General features: G+C 39.7%; 15 protein-coding genes and 6 pseudogenes. 7 read left to right on the plus strand and 14 right to left on the minus strand.

From position 1 onward, the window contains the following. Nucleotides 1-835: 835 nt before the first annotated feature. From gltX to rplK, 4 genes and pseudogenes are all read right to left on the minus strand, one after another. Nucleotides 836-2,290 carry a glutamate--tRNA ligase gene (gene gltX, locus E3C75_RS00865; protein ID WP_084829122.1) on the minus strand — a complete coding sequence of 485 codons (1,455 nt, stop codon included), beginning with the start codon at nucleotides 2,288-2,290 and terminating at the stop codon, nucleotides 836-838. Between the two features lie 181 nt (nucleotides 2,291-2,471). Beyond that, nucleotides 2,472-4,357, minus strand: a pseudogene (locus E3C75_RS00870) (peptide ABC transporter substrate-binding protein). Nucleotides 4,358-4,621: 264 nt separating this feature from the next. Further along, nucleotides 4,622-5,311 carry a 50S ribosomal protein L1 gene (rplA, locus tag E3C75_RS00875; RefSeq protein ID WP_024704232.1) on the minus strand — a complete coding sequence of 230 codons (690 nt, stop codon included), beginning with the start codon at nucleotides 5,309-5,311 and terminating at the stop codon, nucleotides 4,622-4,624. A 99-nt stretch (nucleotides 5,312-5,410) separates the two neighbouring features. Next, the gene (rplK, locus tag E3C75_RS00880; protein ID WP_002953535.1) at nucleotides 5,411-5,836 is read right to left on the minus strand and encodes a 50S ribosomal protein L11; all 426 of its coding nucleotides are present in this window, start codon (nucleotides 5,834-5,836) and stop codon (nucleotides 5,411-5,413) included. A gap of 171 nt (nucleotides 5,837-6,007) precedes the next feature. Between rplK and E3C75_RS00885 the strand changes: the two genes are divergently transcribed. Continuing rightward, nucleotides 6,008-6,361: a DUF3397 domain-containing protein gene (locus tag E3C75_RS00885; protein ID WP_111679730.1), complete on the plus strand. Its 354-nt coding sequence runs from the start codon at nucleotides 6,008-6,010 to the stop codon at nucleotides 6,359-6,361. A 91-nt stretch (nucleotides 6,362-6,452) separates the two neighbouring features. On the opposite strand, the gene E3C75_RS00890 is transcribed toward E3C75_RS00885, so the two are convergent. The 4 genes and pseudogenes from E3C75_RS00890 to E3C75_RS00905 all read right to left on the minus strand — a co-directional run bounded on the left by E3C75_RS00890 (nucleotide 6,453) and on the right by E3C75_RS00905 (nucleotide 9,861). After that, on the minus strand, nucleotides 6,453-6,950 hold the full coding sequence (locus E3C75_RS00890) for a beta-class carbonic anhydrase (RefSeq protein ID WP_002947059.1): 498 nt from the start codon (nucleotides 6,948-6,950) through the stop codon (nucleotides 6,453-6,455). Between the two features lie 114 nt (nucleotides 6,951-7,064). After that, nucleotides 7,065-7,787 (minus strand): annotated as a pseudogene (locus E3C75_RS00895) (TIGR00266 family protein). Between the two features lie 88 nt (nucleotides 7,788-7,875). Further along, nucleotides 7,876-9,237, minus strand: a complete 1,362-nt coding sequence (gene radA / locus E3C75_RS00900) for a DNA repair protein RadA (RefSeq protein ID WP_080998440.1) — start codon at nucleotides 9,235-9,237, stop codon at nucleotides 7,876-7,878. A 177-nt stretch (nucleotides 9,238-9,414) separates the two neighbouring features. Further along, nucleotides 9,415-9,861 (minus strand): dUTP diphosphatase, encoded by a 447-nt coding sequence (locus E3C75_RS00905; protein ID WP_002947069.1) that lies wholly within the window; start codon nucleotides 9,859-9,861, stop codon nucleotides 9,415-9,417. 213 nt (nucleotides 9,862-10,074) lie between these two features. Between E3C75_RS00905 and E3C75_RS00910 the strand changes: the two are divergent. From E3C75_RS00910 to galU, 6 genes and pseudogenes are all read left to right on the plus strand, one after another. Then, nucleotides 10,075-10,678 (plus strand): annotated as a pseudogene (locus E3C75_RS00910) (NADPH-dependent FMN reductase). Between the two features lie 18 nt (nucleotides 10,679-10,696). Further along, complete coding sequence (locus E3C75_RS00915; RefSeq protein WP_100273185.1) at nucleotides 10,697-11,950, plus strand: NAD(P)H-dependent oxidoreductase; 1,254 nt, start codon at nucleotides 10,697-10,699, stop codon at nucleotides 11,948-11,950. Nucleotides 11,951-12,067: 117 nt separating this feature from the next. Next, a pseudogene (locus E3C75_RS00920) lies at nucleotides 12,068-12,859 on the plus strand (formate/nitrite transporter family protein). A gap of 8 nt (nucleotides 12,860-12,867) precedes the next feature. Continuing rightward, nucleotides 12,868-13,441 (plus strand): annotated as a pseudogene (locus E3C75_RS12080) (MptD family putative ECF transporter S component). Between the two features lie 114 nt (nucleotides 13,442-13,555). Continuing rightward, on the plus strand, nucleotides 13,556-14,578 hold the full coding sequence (locus E3C75_RS00930) for an NAD(P)H-dependent glycerol-3-phosphate dehydrogenase (RefSeq protein WP_011226601.1): 1,023 nt from the start codon (nucleotides 13,556-13,558) through the stop codon (nucleotides 14,576-14,578). 18 nt (nucleotides 14,579-14,596) lie between these two features. Beyond that, complete coding sequence (gene galU / locus E3C75_RS00935) at nucleotides 14,597-15,511, plus strand: UTP--glucose-1-phosphate uridylyltransferase GalU (protein ID WP_111679731.1); 915 nt, start codon at nucleotides 14,597-14,599, stop codon at nucleotides 15,509-15,511. A gap of 45 nt (nucleotides 15,512-15,556) precedes the next feature. Here the strand turns inward: galU and E3C75_RS00940 are convergent, their stop codons facing one another. The 6 genes and pseudogenes from E3C75_RS00940 to E3C75_RS00965 form a co-directional block, all read right to left on the minus strand. Next, complete coding sequence (locus E3C75_RS00940; protein ID WP_084826159.1) at nucleotides 15,557-16,231, minus strand: rhomboid family intramembrane serine protease; 675 nt, start codon at nucleotides 16,229-16,231, stop codon at nucleotides 15,557-15,559. Further along, on the minus strand, nucleotides 16,222-16,749 hold the full coding sequence (locus tag E3C75_RS00945) for a 5-formyltetrahydrofolate cyclo-ligase (RefSeq protein ID WP_111679732.1): 528 nt from the start codon (nucleotides 16,747-16,749) through the stop codon (nucleotides 16,222-16,224). The genes E3C75_RS00940 and E3C75_RS00945 overlap by 10 nt, the downstream gene beginning before the upstream one ends. A gap of 68 nt (nucleotides 16,750-16,817) precedes the next feature. After that, nucleotides 16,818-17,951, minus strand: coding sequence for an N-acetyldiaminopimelate deacetylase (locus tag E3C75_RS00950; RefSeq protein WP_002951995.1), 1,134 nt, complete (start codon nucleotides 17,949-17,951; stop codon nucleotides 16,818-16,820). 78 nt (nucleotides 17,952-18,029) lie between these two features. Then, the gene (dapD, locus tag E3C75_RS00955) at nucleotides 18,030-18,728 is read right to left on the minus strand and encodes a 2,3,4,5-tetrahydropyridine-2,6-dicarboxylate N-acetyltransferase (RefSeq protein ID WP_002951996.1); all 699 of its coding nucleotides are present in this window, start codon (nucleotides 18,726-18,728) and stop codon (nucleotides 18,030-18,032) included. Nucleotides 18,729-18,813: 85 nt separating this feature from the next. Continuing rightward, nucleotides 18,814-19,568: pseudogene (locus E3C75_RS12085) on the minus strand (HAD family hydrolase). Between the two features lie 114 nt (nucleotides 19,569-19,682). After that, a complete protein-coding gene (locus E3C75_RS00965; protein ID WP_011681672.1) occupies nucleotides 19,683-20,516 on the minus strand; it encodes a putative RNA methyltransferase in 834 nt (277 codons plus the stop codon).

Below are 20,516 nucleotides of genomic sequence, written 5' to 3' on the forward strand. Positions count from 1 at the left end.
TATTGAATATTTATTCATATGTCAACTATTTTTTTGATATTTTTTATATTTATTTTTATTTTTATATTTTTAGTCAAAAAGTGTTTTATTTTTTGGTTTTTATTCAATTTTATGCAATATCAGATTGAAAATAAATAACAGCCTTGAAACTGTTTAAATAGATTTAAAAATGTTTTTAACTATTTTTCTTATAAAATGCCAAAAGGCCTGTACAAAGTACTGACCTTTTGAACAACAGCATCCTCGGTAGAGAACAGAGCAACAATTTTAGATAGAATGAATGTCGTTTTTTATCCTGAACTGTAATTTCTTAGTCTATTTTTATAAATTGCTAAATTTGATCACTAAAAGCCATCCCGTAATGCCTCCTAAAAATAAGCAAGGGACTCCCGCTTTTCCTTTCAAAAATCAACCTACTTTATTGTAAGATAAATATATAATTTAGCGTCGTTCCTATTAGAAAAAACTAAAAATATAAATCTATTTTTTTCCTAGTTAAGAACCATCAACTATTCAACTGATAGTCAGACCATGTCACATATAAATTTGTTTACGTAACATAAAAAAGAGCCTAGATACCCCAAGCTCTTTAACTGACTTATAACCTCAATTATGGATACATGTCAATGACGTAGTAGAAATACCAACCAAATCTTCACTTCTCTCAACTTTTTTATTACAAATCTATTATAAAACTAATTTAAAGTTTTTAAAATGATAATATGACTACGTTATATCATCATTGTATTACAAAAACACTCTTAACTAAAATCATATGATGGCTGACATATTGCTTATGTACATTCGAAACCCAACAAATGTTGGGTTCGTTTTTTTATAGTGTTGCGAGAACTTGATCAATATGTTTAATAGATTTTTCACGACCAAGTAAAAAGATAGTCTCTGGTAATTCTGGGCCGTGCATCTTTCCTGAAACAGCTATACGAATTGGCATGAAGAGGTTTTTCCCTTTAATTCCTGTTTCTTTTTGAACAGCCTTAATTTGTGAGAAAATATTTTCTGTAACAAACTCATCATCTGACATATCTTCAAGTTTAGCTTTAAAGGCCTCAAGTACTGTTGGTACTGTTTCACCAGCCATAACTTCTTTTTCAGCCGCTGTCAATTCTGGGAAACCTTCGAAAAAGAGGTCTGTAAGAGGTACAATTTCTTCCGCAGCTGTCATCTGTGGTTTATAGAGTTCAACTAATTTTTCAGCTTTATCTGTCAAACGACCAGCTTCTTCCAAGAAGGGTTTGCAAAGAGCAAAGACCTTATCGAAATCAGCATGCTTGATGTAGTCATTACTCATCCAATCCAGTTTCTTCTGGTCAAAGGCCGCTGGAGACTTACTTAGACGGTTTTCATCAAAGAGTTTGATAAGTTCTTCGCGAGAGAAGATTTCGTCCTCGCCACCAGGGTTCCAACCTAGAAGAGCAATAAAGTTGAAGACTGCTTCTGGCAGGTAACCTTTTTTACGGTAATCTTCGATAAATTGAAGGGTATTAGTATCACGTTTAGACAACTTCTTACCAGTTTCAGAATTGGTGATAAGGGTCATGTGCCCAAACTCAGGCGCTTCCCAACCAAGAGCCTCATAAACCATAAGCTGTTTTGGCGTATTGGCAATGTGGTCATCTCCACGGATAACGTGTGAAATTTGCATATCGTGGTCATCAACAACAACCGCAAAGTTGTAAGTTGGGTAACCATCCCTCTTCTGGATAACCCAATCACCACCGATATTGCCACCTTCAAATTCGATATCTCCTTTAACGATATCATGCCATTTATAGATTCCTGACTCATTAACAGCCAAACGAACTGTAGGAATAATGCCAGCGGCTTCACGTTCTGCGATGTAGGCGGCTTTTTCTTCTTCAGTCATACCAAGGAACTCGTTAATATAACGAGGTGTTTCACCTGCTGCTTCTTGACGTTCACGTTCTGCAGCCAACTCTTCTTCAGTTACATATGACTTGTAAGCCTTACCTTCTGCCAAAAGTTGATCAATATATTTTTGGTAAAGTGGCAAACGCTCTGATTGACGGTAATTTTCATGTGTTTCAGGACTTTCATCCCAGTCAATCCCCAACCAACGCAAATTATCAAGCTGTGAACGCTCACCATCTTCAACGTGACGCTTACGGTCAGTATCTTCAATACGGATAATGAAAGTACCGCCATGATGACGTGCATAGAGGTAGTTAAACAATGCCGTACGGGCATTACCAATGTGTAGCAGCCCTGTTGGACTTGGTGCGTAACGAACGCGGATATCTTTAGCCAAGATAAATCTCCTTTTTATGTTTCATTCTTCAGTCTTTGGATACCTGGTTAGCTTGAAGGCTCTCCCCAAGCTTAAGCATAAGCTTATAAGTATCAATCCTTTTTATTATAACACAATCTAAAGGTCATTCGAGGAATTTTATCAAAAAAACGACCACCTAAAGGTAGACGTTTTCGATAGTTTACTTAACGTGTTTTGCAAGATCTTTTTGAGCTTTGTCATTAGATTTTGCTTTTTCTTTAAGCCAATCTTTATAAGCTGAATCATACAGTTTCTTAGTTACAATATCATCTTGAGATTTAATATACTTGAAGTAGTAGGTCGAACCTTTATCACCAGCTTAAGCGTAAGCTCCTGAGAATGGCTGTATGCGAGAAACTACCGTTGCTGCACCACTATAAGCGGTAGTTGGAAGATAGAGGACACTATCTTTCAGCCATGCTTGAGCTTTAGCATATTTTTCATAACGAACTTTTAAATCTGTGGTTTCCTTAGAAGCATCCTCAACTAATTGGTCATATTCTTTAAGACCTACTTTTTCCACAGCTTGACTATTTGGATTGTCGTAACCCATAAAGGACTTGGTGTTCTCGCTACTAGTCGTTTTCAAAACATCAAGATATGTGGATGGATCGAGGTAATTAGGCTCCCAAGCAACACCAACTGACAAGTCCCAATCCTCTGCTGCTGCATTCGAAGCATAGTAAGTAATTGTAGAAATCGTTGGCTGACAATTGATGAATATCAATGACAACATTCTCTTTTCCAAGTGTAGCTTCAATAGACTGTTTGAGAGATTGCACTTGATTCACAAAAACTTACTTGTTTGGTTTACTGGAATGTCCAAATAAATCGGGAACTGAACTCCTTCTGCTTGAAGGGCTTCCTTAGCTTTCGCGAACTCAGCCTTAGCTTTTTCTGGATTGTAAAGACCATCTTGACTATCTGCAAGATTCACACCAGACCACTCATCACCATAAGCTGGAAGTTGATCCATTACCATTGTTCCGAAATCTTTACCATCTGCTTGAACAAAGTCTGGTTTAACAAAGATATTACGAACAGCTGTATTAGCACTTTCTTTACCATTCAACTGAGCTGCATAATTTGTACGATCAATGGCAAATCCTAATGATTGACGGAAATCCTTATTAAGAAGTACTGCTTTAGTTGATGATTTCTGTTGGTCATTTTCTTTAGAGGTATTATTGTAAGTTTGGCGATCAATATTAATACCAACCCCTTCTACTGATGCTGCTGGTTGAGTAGTATAGATATTATCTTTATACTTTTCAGAAACCTTAGAATAATTTGAGCTAGTAGGGAAGAGGCGAGCTAATGTATAGACACCGTCAGTGAACTCACGTTCCAAAGACTCTTGATCTGATCCATCATCATAAGTTAATTTGATATTGTCAAAGTAGACATTATCCTTATCCCAATAATTTTCATTCTTGGTGAACTCAATAGATGATTTAGTTGTCAAAGCTCTAAGAAGGCATGGTCCGTTATAAAGAATAGACGTTGGATCCGTTGACTTACCAAAATCTTTTCCTTTAGATTTCAAAAACTCTGCGTTAACAGGCCAAGTGACAGAGTAAGTCAATTTTGAATTCCAGTAAGGTACTGGTTGGCTAAGTGTATATTGCAAGGTGTGATCATCAACCGCTTTGATACCTACAGCTGAAAAATTTTTGTTAGCTCCAGAGAGGTATTCTTTTAGACCTTTAACTGAATTTTGTAGCAAATAGATAGCTTCAGACTTTGTATCTGCGGCAAGTTTAAGGCCTGTTACAAATTCCTTAGAAGTCACATCTGCATATTCTTCGCCGTTGAAGTGTACCATTTGGGCCCCTTACGAATCTTGTAAGTATATGTTAAGCCATCTTGAGAGACAGACCAATCTTTCAGCTACAGATGGTTTTAAATTACCGTATTGATCATTTTCAAACAAACCATCAACACCATTACTAACAGCTGTCGTCATGTTTTTCTTATTTGCAGCAAGATAGTCTAGGGTTGCAGGATCACCTCCGTAAACATAGTTATAAGTATCTTTCCAGACATCTTACTTGATGATGAGCAAGCCGTTAAAAGACCTACAGACAACAGGCCTACGGCTACCAGTAAAAACACCTTACTCTTTTTCTTTCATTGCCTCTTTAAAATGTAACGCAAAAAGTTTTAAATCAAAAATTATGTGTATACGCATAAAATATACCATAACCTCCAACAATCAACACTACCTTCTGAAGATTTTTTATTTTCTACTCAAGTATTCCTATCTAGCTCAATTAAAAAAACCTATCCGAAGATAGGTTTTTACTACTCTTACAATGAGTTAGGATCAACTTTGATACCAGGACCTTGTGTAGTAGTGATTGAAAGGTTTGTGATGTAAGTACCTTTCGCTGTAGCTGGTTTAGCTTTTTGAATAGCATCGTTAAATGCTTTGAAGTTTTCAACCAATTTTTCAGCTTCGAATGAAACTTTACCGATGATAGCTTGTACGTTACCTGCTTTATCAGCACGGTAAGTGATTTTACCACCTTTAGACTCTTCAACTGCTTTAGCAACGTCCATAGTTACCGTACCAGTTTTAGGGTTTGGCATCAAGTTACGTGGTCCAAGGACACGTCCAAGACGACCAACGATTGCCATCATGTCTGGCGTTGCAACAACAACGTCAAAGTCAAGCCATCCACCGTTGATTTTATCAACGAGTTCGTCTTCACCAACGAAGTCAGCACCTGCTGCTTTAGCTTCTTCAGCTTTAGCACCACGGGCAAATACAAGAACGCGTTGAGTTTTACCAGTACCGTTTGGCAATACCATTGCGCCACGGATTTGTTGGTCAGCTTTCTTAACATCGATGTTAAGGTTGTATGATACTTCAACAGTAGCATCGAATTTTGCGAAGTTAGTTTCTTGTGCAAGAGCTACAGCTTCTTCTACGCTGTAAGCTTTTGTGCTGTCGATTTTCTCAAGAGCAGCACGCATTTGTTTGCTTTTTTTAGCCATGTTAATTATTTCTCCTTGTGTATTGTGGTCATAACGACTTTCATCTTCCACGTCACTCAGCGAAGTGAGGCGACGTCTGTGGTTTTCTTGTTAACTGAATTAGTCAGTAACAGTGAATCCCATTGAACGTGCAGTACCTTCGATCATACGCATAGCTGATTCGATGTTTGCAGCGTTCAAGTCAGGCATTTTAGTTTCAGCAATTTCTCGTACTTGCGCACGAGTTACTGAAGCAACTTTAACTGAGTTTGGAGTACCTGAGCCTTTTTCAACACCTGCAGCTTTTTTCAAAAGAACAGCAGCTGGTGGTGTTTTAGTGATGAAATCGAATGATTTATCTTCATACACAGAGATAACAACTGGGATAATCATACCAGCTTGATCAGCTGTACGAGCGTTAAACTCTTTAGTGAATCCCATGATGTTGATTCCGGCTTGACCAAGAGCTGGTCCAACTGGTGGAGCTGGAGTCGCTTTACCAGCAGGAATCTGAAGTTTTACGATGTTTTCGACTTTTTTAGCCATTTTGTAATTTCCTCCTATTGTGGTTTTGGCGGTAAGTAAGTTTTGTTACCTCCCACAAGTATGTTTTTACATACCTTATCTATTATACAAAAATTCTTTTTAGATGCAAGAAATTCTTATTAAGTTTAGGAAAAAATTTACATTAAGACTTTTTCGCGGTAAAATAGACCTATGGTTCTATATAAATTCTTTGCTATAGCATTTTTGATTTTAACACCTATCTTTGCTTTTATTATCCACCGCTTCTTCAGTTTAAAATATCTCGGTCTTAATTTCGCTGATTTAACCTTTCCACTTTATTTTATTGAAGTCATTGCTATATCAGCTCGTTTTTTTACCCATAGTTTTCTGCCATACATCACCATCTTATTATCACTGGCAGCTATTATTATCACGATTCAGATGCTGAGAAAAACACAATCCTTTAAATTTAAACGCTTCCTTAAGCTTTTCTGGCGCATCAGTTTCTTTATTACTAGTATTTTCTATTTAGGGACTGTAATTCTCATTTTTATCGTCTCTTAAAAACAAGAAAACTCAGCATATTTTAGTAAGCTGAGTTTTTTACATTGAATTATAAAAAAGCAGGCAATCATGCCTGCTAAATTTTTAGATATTAAGGGAAGACCTGAGTCATTCGTCCAGTATCTACATCGTAAACCGCACCAGAGATGATAACATCCTTAGGAATAAGTGGCGACTGACGAAGAATAGCCATATCTTCACGGACACTCTCTTCTACATCTGTAAATGGAAGAAAATCTTGATCAGATACGTCAACGCCAAGTTCTTTATTAAGATAGGCCGTAAACTCATCGTTCTTAAAGGTCTGAGCACCACAATCTGTATGGTGAAGAACTACGATTTCACGTGTCCCCATCTGTTGTTGGGAAATGACCAAAGAACGAATCATATCTTCCGTAACACGACCACCCGCATTACGCAAAATATGGGCGTCACCTAGTGCCAACCCTAAGGCCTGGGCAACGTGAAGGCGTGAATCCATACAAGTCACAATAGCCACCTTAGTCTTAGGTTTCAAGGGAAGATGGGCTGTCCCGTGAAGATTAACATAGGCTTTGTTGGCATTGAGAAAGTTTTCAAAATAGGACATAATAACTCACTTTCTAACGGAGAACTAATTTGACATTCAAATTATTTACAGTCTATCTTATCATCTTTTTCTTAACTTGTCAGCTATCAACTTCTTTAAGTAAAAAAGAGAGTCCTACCTATCGAGGTTACTCTCCTTTATTTTATGAACGTTTTGGTAAGCATCTATAAGTAAGCCTGCGAAGGTTTGAAGGTTGAGACTTTGAACGTAGATTTCTCCTGTTCCCCTGAAGGTATTAACCACACCTTCACCTGTTCCGATAGACTGCCAGAAACCATTTTCCAAATGAATACTATAATCAATAGTCTGGCTCCAAGCAACAACATGGGCATTATCAATAGTCACTTCTTGATTGTTTAGCACAATTTTTTAATAGAACCGTAAGCATTGGCCAAAAGAGTCCCTTGACCTTGGGTCGTCATAACGAAGAATCCTCCCTGGCCACCAAGGAGAGCCTTACCGATCGATTGGGTTTCCATTGTATAGTAAGCCGTACCATCAAGTGCTAAAAAGGCACCATCATTAAGTCGGTACTGCTTTTCACCAAGATACAGCGGAATCACCTGACCTGGTGAGTCGTGTGACAATGCTAGGTAAGCATTATTAGACTGGGCAAATACCTGGTAATAAAGGTACTTTCACCCGAAACCATTGACCGTCCAACTGCTTTTACAAAGCGTCCTACACCAGAGCCACTTGCATTTAATTTGGTGTTGAGAGTCACACATTAGGTGTATGGTAGACCATACTGCCAAGTTGGATAAAAACCGTTTCACCTTGATTAAGAGTTAACTCTACCAGCTGGAATTGCATATTGTTGTCTGTGAAAAATTGCATAATAGATACCTCCCTATTCTTAAGAAAAGTATAGCATCGAACAGGTATTCTTGCAGCCGCTTTCAGATTCCAACTCTGAGCATATCTTTTAAGAAAAGACTTTTTTGAGTACTTCTCCTACCGTTGTGACCCCAATGACCTGGATACCTTCTGGAATCTTCATGCCATGAAGCGAATTTTTAGGAACATAAATCTTAGTAAAACCTAGTTTAGCGGCTTCATTGATACGCTGCTCAATACGAGTCACACGACGAATCTCTCCGGTCAAGCCAATTTCTCCTACGAAGGCTTCTTGTGGATTGGTTGGAAGCTCCTTGTAACTAGAAGCGATAGCAACGGCAACTGCAAGGTCAATAGCTGGCTCGTCCAACTTGACACCACCAGCTGATTTGAGATAGGCATCTTGATTTTGGAGAAGAAGGCCGCAACGTTTCTCTAAGACAGCCATGATAAGGCTGACACGGTTAAAGTCCAGTCCCGTCGTTGTCCGCTTTGCGTTACCAAAGACGGTCGGTGTCACCAAAGCTTGAACCTCAGCTAGGATAGGTCGACTCCCCTCCATTGTGACAACAATGGCAGAACCTGTGGCACCGTCTAGGCGTTCTTCTAAGAAAACTTGGCTAGGGTTTAGTACCTCGACCAGACCACCTGACTGCATTTCAAAAATCCCAATCTCATTGGTTGAACCAAAACGGTTTTTAACTGCCCTCAGAATACGGAAGGTATGATGACGTTCCCCCTCAAAATAAAGCACAGTATCCACCATGTGCTCCAACATACGTGGTCCAGCCAGCTGTCCCTCCTTGGTCACATGCCCAACAATAAAAGTGGCAATGTTATTGGTTTTGGCAATCTGTATGAGTTCGGCAGTTACTTCACGAACCTGGGAAACAGAACCTTGAACGCCAGAGATCTCTGGGCTCATGATGGTCTGAATAGAATCAATAATGAGGAAATCGGGTTTGATACCCTCCACTTGACTACGGACTGCTTGCATATTGGTCTCAGCATACAGATAAAATTCGTTATCAATATCACCTAAACGTTCACTCCGCAATTTGATTTGCTCGGCCGATTCTTCCCCAGAAACATAGAGGACAGTTCCCTTGTTAGCCAGCTGTGTTGACACCTGTAAGAGGAGGGTCGATTTCCCTATTCCTGGATCTCCTCCAATAAGAACCAAACTCCCCGGAACCACACCGCCACCTAAAACACGGTTAAACTCGTCCATATCGGTTTTTATGCGGGCATAACTAATTGAAGAGACTTCTTTTAACTTAGTAGGTTTGGACTTTTCACCCGTCAAACTGACACGGGCATTTTTAACCTCCTGCACCTCAACCTCTTCCTCAAAAGAGGACCAAGAAGAACAATTGGGACAGCGCCCTAGATATTTGGGTGAATTGTAGCCACATTCTCTACAAACAAAAGTTGATTTTTTCTTAGCTATGATTCTAATCCTTTCCTTTCATGATAAACTCAGACATTGCCATCTACTCCTATAAGCTCTAGTTTTAGCACGATTTCTCTAGAAAAACTCTTTTAAATCCAGATTGGTTAAGCAAGAAGCCCTACGCTGCTCAAAGATATGAGAAGATATAACCAGCAAGCCGGCCGCAAATTTCTTCTATTTTCCAGTTGACCCGAACCCACCAGTTCGAACCCCATCTGCTTCGTCTCCATCAACAATCAAGAAGGGCATAAAGACACCTTGAACGATGCGCTCACCAACTTCAAGAGTCACAGGCTGGTCAGTAATATTTTTCATCTGGGCGAAGATATGTCCTTCATTTCCGGGATTTCCATAGTAATCGCCATCAATAACTCCAACTGAGTTGATTAAGACCAGACCTTTTTTACGAGGGTTAGAGGAACGGTCATAGAGATAGAGAACCTCACCAGGTTGCATGTAAGCCTTAACACCTGTTGGTACGAGAACAATTTCCCCAGGAGAAATCATAGTATTCTCCGCAACCTTTAAATCATAGCCAGCTGCATGGGCAGTCTCTCGCTTTGGAAGTAAGTCCTGATTGTTATAGGTTGATACAAGTTCAAATCCACGAATTTTAGTCATTATTTTTCCTTTCAATACATCAGTTAACTAATTCTTGTAAAATCATCTACACTGAATTAAGAAGAATATTTTTTAAATCTATCCTATTATAATCTATTCGAAATAAGATGACAAAAGTAATAGTCTAATCGTATTCTCATCAAACGAAAATTGACTTTTATCTAGGAAAACGCTAACATGATACTAGATATAATACTTTTAAGGAGAATTGTCATGAAATTCATCGGACTTGTTGGTACGAATTCAAAACGTTCAACTAATAGACAATTATTGCAATATATTAAGAAGCATTTTGCAGATAAGGCAGAAATTGAACTTGTAGAAATCAAAGATCTTCCTGTCTTTAACAAACCTGCTAATAAGTAATTGCCAGAAAGTACACTAGAAATCGCTAAAAAATCGATGAAGCTGATGGTGTCATCATTGGAACACCTGAGTATGATCACTCAATTCCGGCTGTTCTCATGAATGCTTTAGCTTGGCTCTCATACGGAGTTTTCCCTCTATTGAATAAGCCTGTTATGATTACGGGGGCATCTTATGGAACTCTAGGAGAGCTTCTCGTGCACAGCTACAACTTCGTCAAATTTTGAATGCTCCAGAAATCAAAGCTAATGTGCTTCCAGACGAATTCTTACTCTCACATTCCCTTCAAGCTTTTGATAGCAACGGCGATTTAGTTGACCTTGATGTCATCAAAAAATTAGATGCTATTTTCGATGACTTCCGTCTCTACGTCAAAATTACTGGTAAACTCTCACATGCTACAGAGTTACTACATAAAGAAGCTGAAGACTTCGACTGGGAAAGCCTATAAGACAGGAGAATATAAACTATGAAATTTGTTGGAATTGTTGGAGCAAATTATGATCAATCATATAACCGTAAACTTCTCGAATTTATCAGAAGACATTTTAAAATTAAATTTGAACTTGAAGTTTTAGAAATTGATGAAGTCCCTATGTTTAATCAAGATGAAAAATGGGATGAAAGTTTCCAACTTCGCTTACTTAATAACAAAATTACACGCGCTGATGGTGTTATCATAGCTACACCTGAGCACAACCACACTATCTCTGCAGCACTTAAGTCAGTATTAGTAGAATGGCTCTCATTCGAAGTGCACCCATTTGAAAACAAACCAGTTATGATTGTTGGTGCTTCTTACTACGACCAAGGAACTTCACGTGCCCAAGTGCATTTGCGTAAAATCCTTGAAGCACCTGGCGTCAATGCTTATACTCTTCCGGGTAATGAATTCTTGCTTGGAAAAGCCAAAGAAGCCTTTGACCTTGAGGCTAACATTACCAATGAAGGTACTATTAACTTCCTTGAACAATGCTTAGATAATTTCATCCAATACGTAGGAATGGTTTCTAAATTGAAAAAACCAAAACCAATTGAACCTGAAGACTTGGATTGTGACAAACCAATCGCTACAACTGTTACCGAGGTTGATCCTGACGATCCAGAATGGGTCGAAAAAGTAGCTGAGATCACTGGTGCAGTATCTGGTGATACTTATGTTAAACTAGATCACGGTATTTTGACGGTTAACCAAATTGACATGTTCCTCAAGGTTATGCCGTTTGAATTAACCTATGCCGATGATAACAACCAGTTCCTCTACTACAATAATGCCCATCAAGATCCTGATACCATGTTAGCTAAACGTGTACCACCTCAATCAGGTAGCCGTATGTCAACAGTTCACGGTTCACTTCCACCAGCTCGTATGAAGAATGTGGAATGGGTTATCGGTACCCTTTGTAACGGCAACCAAGAATATGTGCGTACAATTGTACCTGGTTCGCCTGAAGGAGTTATCAATACGCATAACTATCAAGCTATGTACTATGATGATGGTTCTTATGCAGGAATCAATGAAATCGTCTTTAACTTTAAACCATGGCTTGACTGGTATCTCGAAACAACTGGTCAACGCCTTGTCGGAGGAAGCGGTTCTTTTGCACCGGCTGCAACTAGCCATGGCGGTAGCGGCGCAACATCTGGAGCATCAAATGCTAGTGGTCACGCTGGCGATGCATCGCCAGCCGCAGATGCCACATCTGGAGCGTCCTCATACTAAGACTTGGAAAAGTTGGGACAAAATATCCTAACTTTTTTCATGGTCATCTTAGATTAACATTCACCCGAGCATATGTATCTATTCATGCTCCATGTCACACTACTTATAGGTAAACTTATGTCTCAATTCCAAGAAAAAGTTTTTGCTGCTTGCGCTAAAAAGAAGCTCTCTTTAACGAAAGCCTTGGTCGCTATGCCTTACGTTCTATGCTTGCAGGCGTTTATCTTACCATGTCAACTGCTGTAGGAATTATTGGCGCTGATATTATTGGTGCAGCTAGCCCAGCTCTTTCTCGCTTCGTCTTTGCCTTTATCTTTGCTATCCGGATTGGTCTTCGTTCTCATTTTCAACGGAGAGTTAGCCACTTCAAACATGATGTTCCTTACTAGTGGTGCCTATTATGGTAAAATCAAATGGAGTAAGGTTTTTACCATCCTCCTCTACTGTACCTTCTTTAATTTTGTTGGTGTCCTTATCTTGGCCTGGTTCCTCAACCAATCCTTCTCTTTCAATCATCTGACAGATAAGAGTTTCTTGGTAACTGCTGTCTCAACTAAGCTTGGAAAAACAGATTGGATGAACTTTACAGAAGGTATTACTGCTAATATGTTCGTCAACCTTGCTATCTTGGGCTATATGCTCCTCAAAGAAGAGTCTGCCAAGATTTTCATTGCCCTATCAGCTATCTTCATGTTTGTCTTTTTGGTGAATGAACACTTGATTGCAAACTTTGCATCTTTCATGTTACTCGGTTTCAACGGTGTCCGTGATGCTGTGGACAATTTCACATTAGCAAATATTCTACATCAGTGGGTAATCGTTTTCTTCGGCAACTGGATTGGTGGCGGTATTTTCATTGGTTTGGCATACTCTTGGCTCAATAAAACCAAAACAACTCACATCGATTAGGAGGCTAGATGCGTCAAAAGATATTTATCAAACAAACTTGTCGAGCTCTTCTACTGTATTTTATATGCCTAACCATTGCAGTTGCGATTGATTTAATCTTTTTTAAAGTCAAAAACATGTACCACACACCTGCCTTGGTGGCTATCTTTTCGGGCTGGGTTTATTTAGGGCTAATCCAAAAGACCAAACAATTTGGAGATGTTACCTGCCTTGGTCTCTTCATGTCCATCTTCTTCTTTACCTCTGGTCACTTTTGTCCTAACCTTCCTTCCAAGTTTGCTGGCTGGCCTTGGCGCTGACTTACTCGCCAAGAAGGGCAACTATGAGAACTATGAGAATGATAAAGTAAATCTACTTTCCTATATGGTCTTTTCTCTGGGAAACTTGGCACCTATAGTGACCATGTGGCTAGCTCCTAAAGCCTACAGTGCACAACTCTTAGCTAAAGGCAAAACACAAGATTATGTAGACCAAGTTATGGTCCCATTCACAGCCAATCATGCTCTAATCCTGATTGGCGGAACTCTTATGGCTGCTCTCATTGGGGGCCACATTGCTAAAAATTGGCTAAAAAATAAATAGCCAGCAATCTTCCTAACAGAGCGGACAAGACAAACTCGCTTTTCTTATGCTATAATGAGAAAGAATATAGTCTTTTTCTGCTTTGTTAGAAAGGACATAAAGGGAGACCGAATGATGAAAAAACAAAAAATCGCTGTCTTGGGCCCTGGTTCTTGGGGAACAGCTCTCGCTCAGGTACTCAACGATAACGGACACGAGGTCCGTATTTGGGGAAACATCCCTGAACAAATTGATGAAATCAACGAAAAACATACCAATACCCGCTATTTTAAAGATGTGATTTTGGATGAAAACATTAAAGCCTACAAAGAGCTATCTGAAGCCCTAGATAGTGTTAATGCTATTCTCTTTGTTGTTCCAACTAAGGTCACTCGCTTAGTTGCTAAGCAAGTTGCCGAACTTTTAGACCACAAAGTTGTTGTCATGCATGCTTCAAAAGGTTTGGAACCAGGAACACACGAACGCCTCTCTACAATCCTTGAAGAGGAGATTCCTTCGGAAATGCGAAGTGAGATTGTCGTTGTATCTGGCCCAAGTCATGCTGAAGAAACTATTGTTCGTGACATCACCCTGATTACAGCAGCATCTAAGGACCTTGAAACAGCAAGGTATGTCCAAGGTATTTTTAGTAATAGCTATTTCCGTCTCTACACTAACTCTGATGTGATTGGTGTTGAAACAGCCGGTGCCCTTAAAAACATTATCGCAGTCGGTGCTGGTGCTCTCCATGGTATGGGCTATGGAGACAACGCTAAGGCAGCCGTAATTACTCGAGGACTGGCAGAAATCACTCGTCTTGGTGTAAAACTCGGAGCTGACCCTTTGACTTACAGCGGTCTATCTGGCGTTGGCGACCTCATCGTTACTGGAACTTCTATCCATTCACGTAACTGGCGTGCCGGAGATGCGCTTGGTCGTGGCGAAAAACTAGAAGACATTGAACGTAACATGGGTATGGTTATCGAAGGAATTTCAACCACTAAGGTTGCCTACGAAATCGCTCAAGAACTTGGCGTCTACATGCCAATTACAACAGCAATCTACAAATCTATCTATGAGGGTGCTGATATCAAGGAATCTATTCTCAATATGATGTCCAATGAATTGCGCTCTGAAAATGAATGGGATAAAAAATAAAAAATCTAAGGAGTTCTCATGAAAAATCAAAAAGTTAGAAAAGCTATCATCCCCGCTGGAGGACTTGGAACACGCTTTTTACCAGCTACTAAAGCATTGGCCAAAGAAATGTTGCCAATCGTTGACAAACCAACCATCCAATTTATCGTTGAAGAAGCTCTTAAGTCTGGTATTAAAGATATCTTGGTTGTTACCGGTAAATCAAAACGCTCTATCGAAGACCATTTTGACTCAAACTTCGAATTAGAATATAACTTGGAACAAAAAGGTAAGACTAACTTGTTGAAATTGGTTAATGACACCACTTCTATTAATCTCCACTTTATCCGTCAAAGTCACCCACGTGGTCTCGGAGATGCTGTTCTCCAAGCCAAAGCATTTGTCGGAAATGAACCTTTTGTTGTCATGCTTGGTGACGACCTCATGGATATTACTAACGACAAAGCGGTACCTTTGACTAAACAACTTATCAACGATTATGAGGAGACACATGCATCTACTATTGCGGTTATGCCTGTTTCTCATGAAGAAGTCTCTGCTTATGGTATAATCGCTCCTCAGGGTAAAGGCGAAAATGGACGTTACAGCGTTGAAACTTTCGTTGAAAAACCAAATCCAGAAGATGCACCGAGTGATCTTGCTATCATCGGACGTTACCTTTTGACACCTGAGATTTTCGGTATCTTAGAAAATCAAGAACCAGGTGCTGGGAATGAAGTCCAATTGACTGATGCTATCGATACTCTTAACAAAACACAACCCGTCTTTGCTCGTGTATTTACAGGAGATCGTTATGATGTCGGTGACAAATTTGGCTTTATGAAGACGTCTATTGATTACGCACTTAAACACCCTCAAATTAAAGATGACCTTAAGCAATACCTTATTGAATTGGGCCACAAACTTGAAGGCAAACCCACTAAAAAAGGCTAATATAAAATCCATCGAATATTAGATTCGATGGATTTTTCATTTAATTTAAAGATAAGTAAAGCCTAGAACAATTAGCAAGAGTGTAACGTAGGTTAAAAAGGAAGTGAAGCGCCACCCCTTACTAAATAGGCGACTTTCAACCTTATTGGCCAAAAAGATAGCTGCCAGAGCACCTCCAACTAAACCACCGAGATGACCTGTAATCCCAACACTAGGTGTAAATAGGTTGAAGATTAAGTTAATAACAATCAAAGCCAAATAATTACGGCCCAACTGATTGAGTAAGGGACTGTGACTATAATAACCAAGAATCACAATAGCCGCAAATAGGCCAAACAAGGAGGTCGAAGCACCAGCTGCAATAACATTAGGTGTAAAAAGCAAGGTAAAGGCGTTTCCCATAACACCAGCTAGTAAATAAAGCCCTAGAAAACGTAGAGTACCAAAAATCTGTTCAGCCATCCTCCCCATAAAATAAAGGGTAAGCATATTGAAAAGAAAATGCTCGACACCTATATGGACAAAAATAGGTGTTATAAGACGCCAAAGTTCTAAGGGATTGTATTGAACGAAGGTCCCAAACATAGCTCCCATCTTAAAGAGACTAAGAGGTGACGTCGCTTGAAAGCTATTTAAAAGATATTGACAGATAAAAGTCAGCGTCGTGAGCCCCAATAATAGATAGGTTGCAGGGTATTTCTTCCATTCATTTACTTGCATGTAATAACCTCCCTAACGGCGATGTCATGGCTATATGGAATAAAATCCATTTCCTGACAGGGATAAACCGTGCTAACTGTCTCCCCCTCAAAATCAGACAAATAGCAATCATAGTAACCTGCTCCGTAACCAATACGATAGCCTTCAGCATTGAAAACTACTCCCGGCACATGAATCAAATCAATCTCTGATTTTTCCACTGCCAAATCAGAGGCAGGTTCCATCAAGCCGAAAGAGGTTGCAACAAGATTATCTGGATCGTAATCCACAAAAATCATTTGACCTTGTTTATAGGTTTTGGGAATCAAAAGACGCTTACCATCCTTTAAGGCCTGCTTGATTAAGAGACTGGTATCATATTCATGCGGAAAAGCCAGATAGGTCGCAATCACCTGGGCATCTTTATAAGCAGGTAAGGCAATCAATTTCTCCAAAAGATTTTTATCTATCTCAGCCTTAGTCTCAGGTTCTTGTGAAGTCAACTGAGACAAGACCGTTTTTCTAAGTTTATTTTTCATAGGTTTATCATATCAAAAAAGCTACCAAAAATCAGATTTGGTAGTTTTTTTAGCTTTGTCAACTATCATTAATCCTCTGCCTTGTATTTAAGGAACTTACCAATTTCACTCACTGCAAAAGCAAGAGCTTCTTCGTTTGGACTCATCTTAGGATGGTGAAGTGCATATGGCGTATCAATCCCCAACCAGAACATGACACCAGGAACCTTACTAAGCAAATAACCAAAATCCTCGCCCGTCATAGCTGGCAAACAATCAATCAAGTTCACCGCTGGACTAGCATCAAAGAAGGCCATCAACTCTTTAGCCAAGGCTGGATTATTTTCCACAGGGAGATAACCACCTTGTTTCAACATGATATCCACTTCCATACCGAAGCTAGCTGCTACGCCTTCTGCAATCTGGCGAACGCGCTTCTGGATGAGGAGACTCATTTCCTGAGTAAGAGTACGAATAGTACCATAGACCTCTGCTGTTTCAGCGATAACATTGTTGGTCGTTCCTGCATGGAAAGAACCAAAGGTAACTACGCCTCCTTGGATAGGATCAACATTACGACTAACAATAGTTTGTACCTGTGTAATAAAGTAAGAAGCTGCTACAAGAGCGTCATTGGCCTCGTGTGGAAAGGCGGCATGACCTCCCTTACCTTTGAAAGTAACGAGTACTTCACAAGTTCCTGCAAAAAGGGTATTCGTATTTGTAGCAATATCTCCTACCTTAAAATCTGGACGGACGTGGAGCCCATAGAACTCATCTGGCAACCAATCTCCAAAGGCACCATCCTCATACATAAGCATACCACCAGCTTCATTTTCTTCAGCTGGCTGGAAAAGGAAGAGCATGTTATTTTTAGGCTGTACTTGAAGCATCTGGTCCAAGAGACCAAGCGCTGTTGTCATATGAATATCGTGACCACAAGCATGCATACGACCTTCATGAATAGATTTAAAGTCAAGACCTGTTTCCTCTACAATTGGTAGACCATCAATATCTGTACGCCAACCAATAGTTTTCTCAGGCGCAGAACCATGAAGAAAAACAAGGATTCCTGTACGCCAAGTACGTTGCTCCACAAAGTCCTTACCTTCAGTCATTTCAGCAATACGCTCTAAGAGATAAGCTTGCGTTTTAAATTCTTCCAAACCAATTTCGGGAATTTGGTGAAGGTCTCGTCTGATTTTGATTAAATCAAGTGTCATGTTTTTGTCCTTTTTATTTATATTTATTTTATAGAGAATCTAGAAATAGAGGCCTTACGGGCCTCTACTATCAATATATTACAAGTTACGCAAAGCGTCTTCGAGTGCTGTTTTTTGTTGTGTTTTTTCATCGATTTCCTTGATGATGCGAGCTGGAACACCTGCTACAACCACATTTTCAGGGACATCTTGAGTAACGATAGCGCCAGCGGCAACGACTGAACCGTTACCTACTTGAACACCTTCAATCACAACAGCATTAGCACCAACAAGCACATTATCACCGATACGTACTGGCTCTGCTGAAGCTGGTTCAATCACGCCAGCAAGGACTGCACCCGCACCAATGTGGCTGTTTTTACCAACAGTAGCACGACCACCAAGGATAGCACCCATATCAATCATAGTACCTGCACCGATTTCCGCTCCGATATTGATTACAGCCCCCATCATAACGACGGCATTGTCTTCAATCGTTACTTGGTCACGTATAATGGCACCTGGCTCGATACGGGCATTAAGGTGACGCTTATCAAGCAATGGAACAGCTGAGTTGCGGCCATCTTGTTCCACAACATAATCCTTATTTTCCGTCAAATTTGCAAGAAGTGGCTCGATATCTTTCCAGTCACCGAAAAGAACATTACCAAGCTTAGTGACAGAACTTGGAACAGCAGTTGCCAATTCCCCTTCAAAAGTTACTTTAACATTTGTTTTCTTTTCTGCATTACCGATAAAAGCAATAATTTCTTGTGCAGACATTTTTTGTGCAGTCATGAGATTCTCCATTCACATAAAGTTAGGAATTATTATACCAAAAATTCTGATAATTGTCTTTACTTTTGCCGAATCGAATGTATTTTTATGTAAAAACTGTCTTTAGATCCTCTATATCTGTAATCACTCGGTCTGGCTTGATTGGGGATGTCTCCAGCTCTTGACGAGAATAAGGGAAAGTATTCAACAAGATTCCATCAATTCCAACCGCTTTAGCTACAGCAATATCCGTCGTCAAGTCATTTCCCACCATGACAGTCTCAGATGGGTTCAACCCATAGTCATCTAGAGCTTGCTTCAAAAATTCTGGTTGAGGCTTACAGATACCCGCATCAGAAGACAAATAAATGGTATCAAAACAAGATCTTAACTCCATTAGGTCAATCTCGGCGTTCGTAAAGGCTGCTTGAGCATTAGATAAGAGATAAAGATGGCATCCCTGATCTTTTAGAAAGGTCAAAACCTCCTTGGTATGCGGATAAACTAATAAGCGCTTACACGAGATAAGACGCGAAAGACTATAGCTATCAATTGGCCCCAATCCTCTAGCTGATGAAGGCAACTAGACTGAGGTCGACCATCTACATAAAGCTGGTTGAAAATGTGAGCTAAGTCAACTTCTGGATACGCAACTCCTTTAAGCTCTATTAACTCCTCACGAGCCAGTGCCACACGCTTAGCATAAGATTTTCTAAGACCTTCACCCTTATAATTCGCCCCATAAGCTTGGTAAAGTTGGGCTAATTTATCCCATAACGCAGGATCTTTCTCATCGGTTAGGATATCAACCAAGGTTCCATAAAAATCAAAAATGTAATTCTTATAAACGTTATTCATCAAAGCCTTTTTACTCATTACTCAAGATTTCTTATTCTTTATCATATATCTTTTAAGAAAATCAAACAAACTAACCAAGAAATTTTCCCATCAAAAAAATCCCAACAACCGTTAGGATTACTTATCATTTTTAATACGACCAATCAGTAACTCTCCTGCAACTGTCAATTGCGTCACCGAGGACAAATTTAAACCGTTCTTATCAACATGGAAGAAAAGAGGTGTCATCTCTGCAAATGTTTGAACATGTTCTGGTGGCATAGACCAAGTCCTGACAATAGTCACACGCTCCAAAAGTTCACAGGATTCCTGGAAATGTTCCACAACATCCTGATTAGAGTAAGCATGCACCTCCGGTAATAGTTGGCGAAACTCTTTAAGATGATCTTCATGAGGAATAACCTTGAAAATCAACCCCTGATCAGTCAAAAGTCGTCCAAATTCTTGATAATTAGCTGGTGAAAAGATATCTAAAATCAGGTCTATACTGTGCTCACGCAAGGGCAGTTTAGCCAAATCACCAACGAACCATGCCACATTTTTCTGAGGATTTTGACGAGCCGCAAGAAGGATGGAGTCCTTAGACAAATCAAAGGCCATGAAATCTTTGTCAAATGCTAAAGCCAACTGACGGCTGTAATAGCCCTCACCACAGGCAACATCTAGAACATGCGAATGTCTAGGAAGGTCACGCAAACGCTCGGAAATCACCTCCAGGATGGAATCATAGTAGCCTGCCGCAAGAATCTGACTCCTATTTTCAAAAGAAGCCATATCATAGTGTTTATCTCCCTTGTTCTGTCTCAAAAAATTGACAAAGCCCTGCTTGGCGATATTAAAGGTATGCCTATTCTGACAAACCAAGCTAGACTGGTCCAAATGCATTGAAGCCTGACAAATAGGACAAGCAAAAAGGCTTTCTTGATTTTTAAAAACACTAAAATTGGCCAT

It is taken from the genome of Streptococcus thermophilus (assembly GCF_010120595.1).
GTDB classification, from domain to species: domain Bacteria; phylum Bacillota; class Bacilli; order Lactobacillales; family Streptococcaceae; genus Streptococcus; species Streptococcus thermophilus.

Coding starts and splice junctions, on each gene's coding strand:
- rplA (WP_024704232.1), bottom strand. CDS start 5,311: ATGGCTAAAAAAAGCAAACAAATGCGTGCTGCTCTTGAGAAAATCGAC.
- rplK (WP_002953535.1), bottom strand. CDS start 5,836: ATGGCTAAAAAAGTCGAAAACATCGTAAAACTTCAGATTCCTGCTGGT.
- E3C75_RS00885 (WP_111679730.1), top strand. CDS start 6,008: ATGGTTCTATATAAATTCTTTGCTATAGCATTTTTGATTTTAACACCT.
- E3C75_RS00890 (WP_002947059.1), bottom strand. CDS start 6,950: ATGTCCTATTTTGAAAACTTTCTCAATGCCAACAAAGCCTATGTTAAT.
- E3C75_RS00905 (WP_002947069.1), bottom strand. CDS start 9,861: ATGACTAAAATTCGTGGATTTGAACTTGTATCAACCTATAACAATCAG.
- E3C75_RS00915 (WP_100273185.1), top strand. CDS start 10,697: ATGAAATTTGTTGGAATTGTTGGAGCAAATTATGATCAATCATATAAC.
- E3C75_RS00930 (WP_011226601.1), top strand. CDS start 13,556: ATGAAAAAACAAAAAATCGCTGTCTTGGGCCCTGGTTCTTGGGGAACA.
- galU (WP_111679731.1), top strand. CDS start 14,597: ATGAAAAATCAAAAAGTTAGAAAAGCTATCATCCCCGCTGGAGGACTT.
- E3C75_RS00940 (WP_084826159.1), bottom strand. CDS start 16,231: ATGCAAGTAAATGAATGGAAGAAATACCCTGCAACCTATCTATTATTG.
- E3C75_RS00945 (WP_111679732.1), bottom strand. CDS start 16,749: ATGAAAAATAAACTTAGAAAAACGGTCTTGTCTCAGTTGACTTCACAA.
- E3C75_RS00950 (WP_002951995.1), bottom strand. CDS start 17,951: ATGACACTTGATTTAATCAAAATCAGACGAGACCTTCACCAAATTCCC.
- dapD (WP_002951996.1), bottom strand. CDS start 18,728: ATGACTGCACAAAAAATGTCTGCACAAGAAATTATTGCTTTTATCGGT.
- E3C75_RS00965 (WP_011681672.1), bottom strand. CDS start 20,516: ATGGCCAATTTTAGTGTTTTTAAAAATCAAGAAAGCCTTTTTGCTTGT.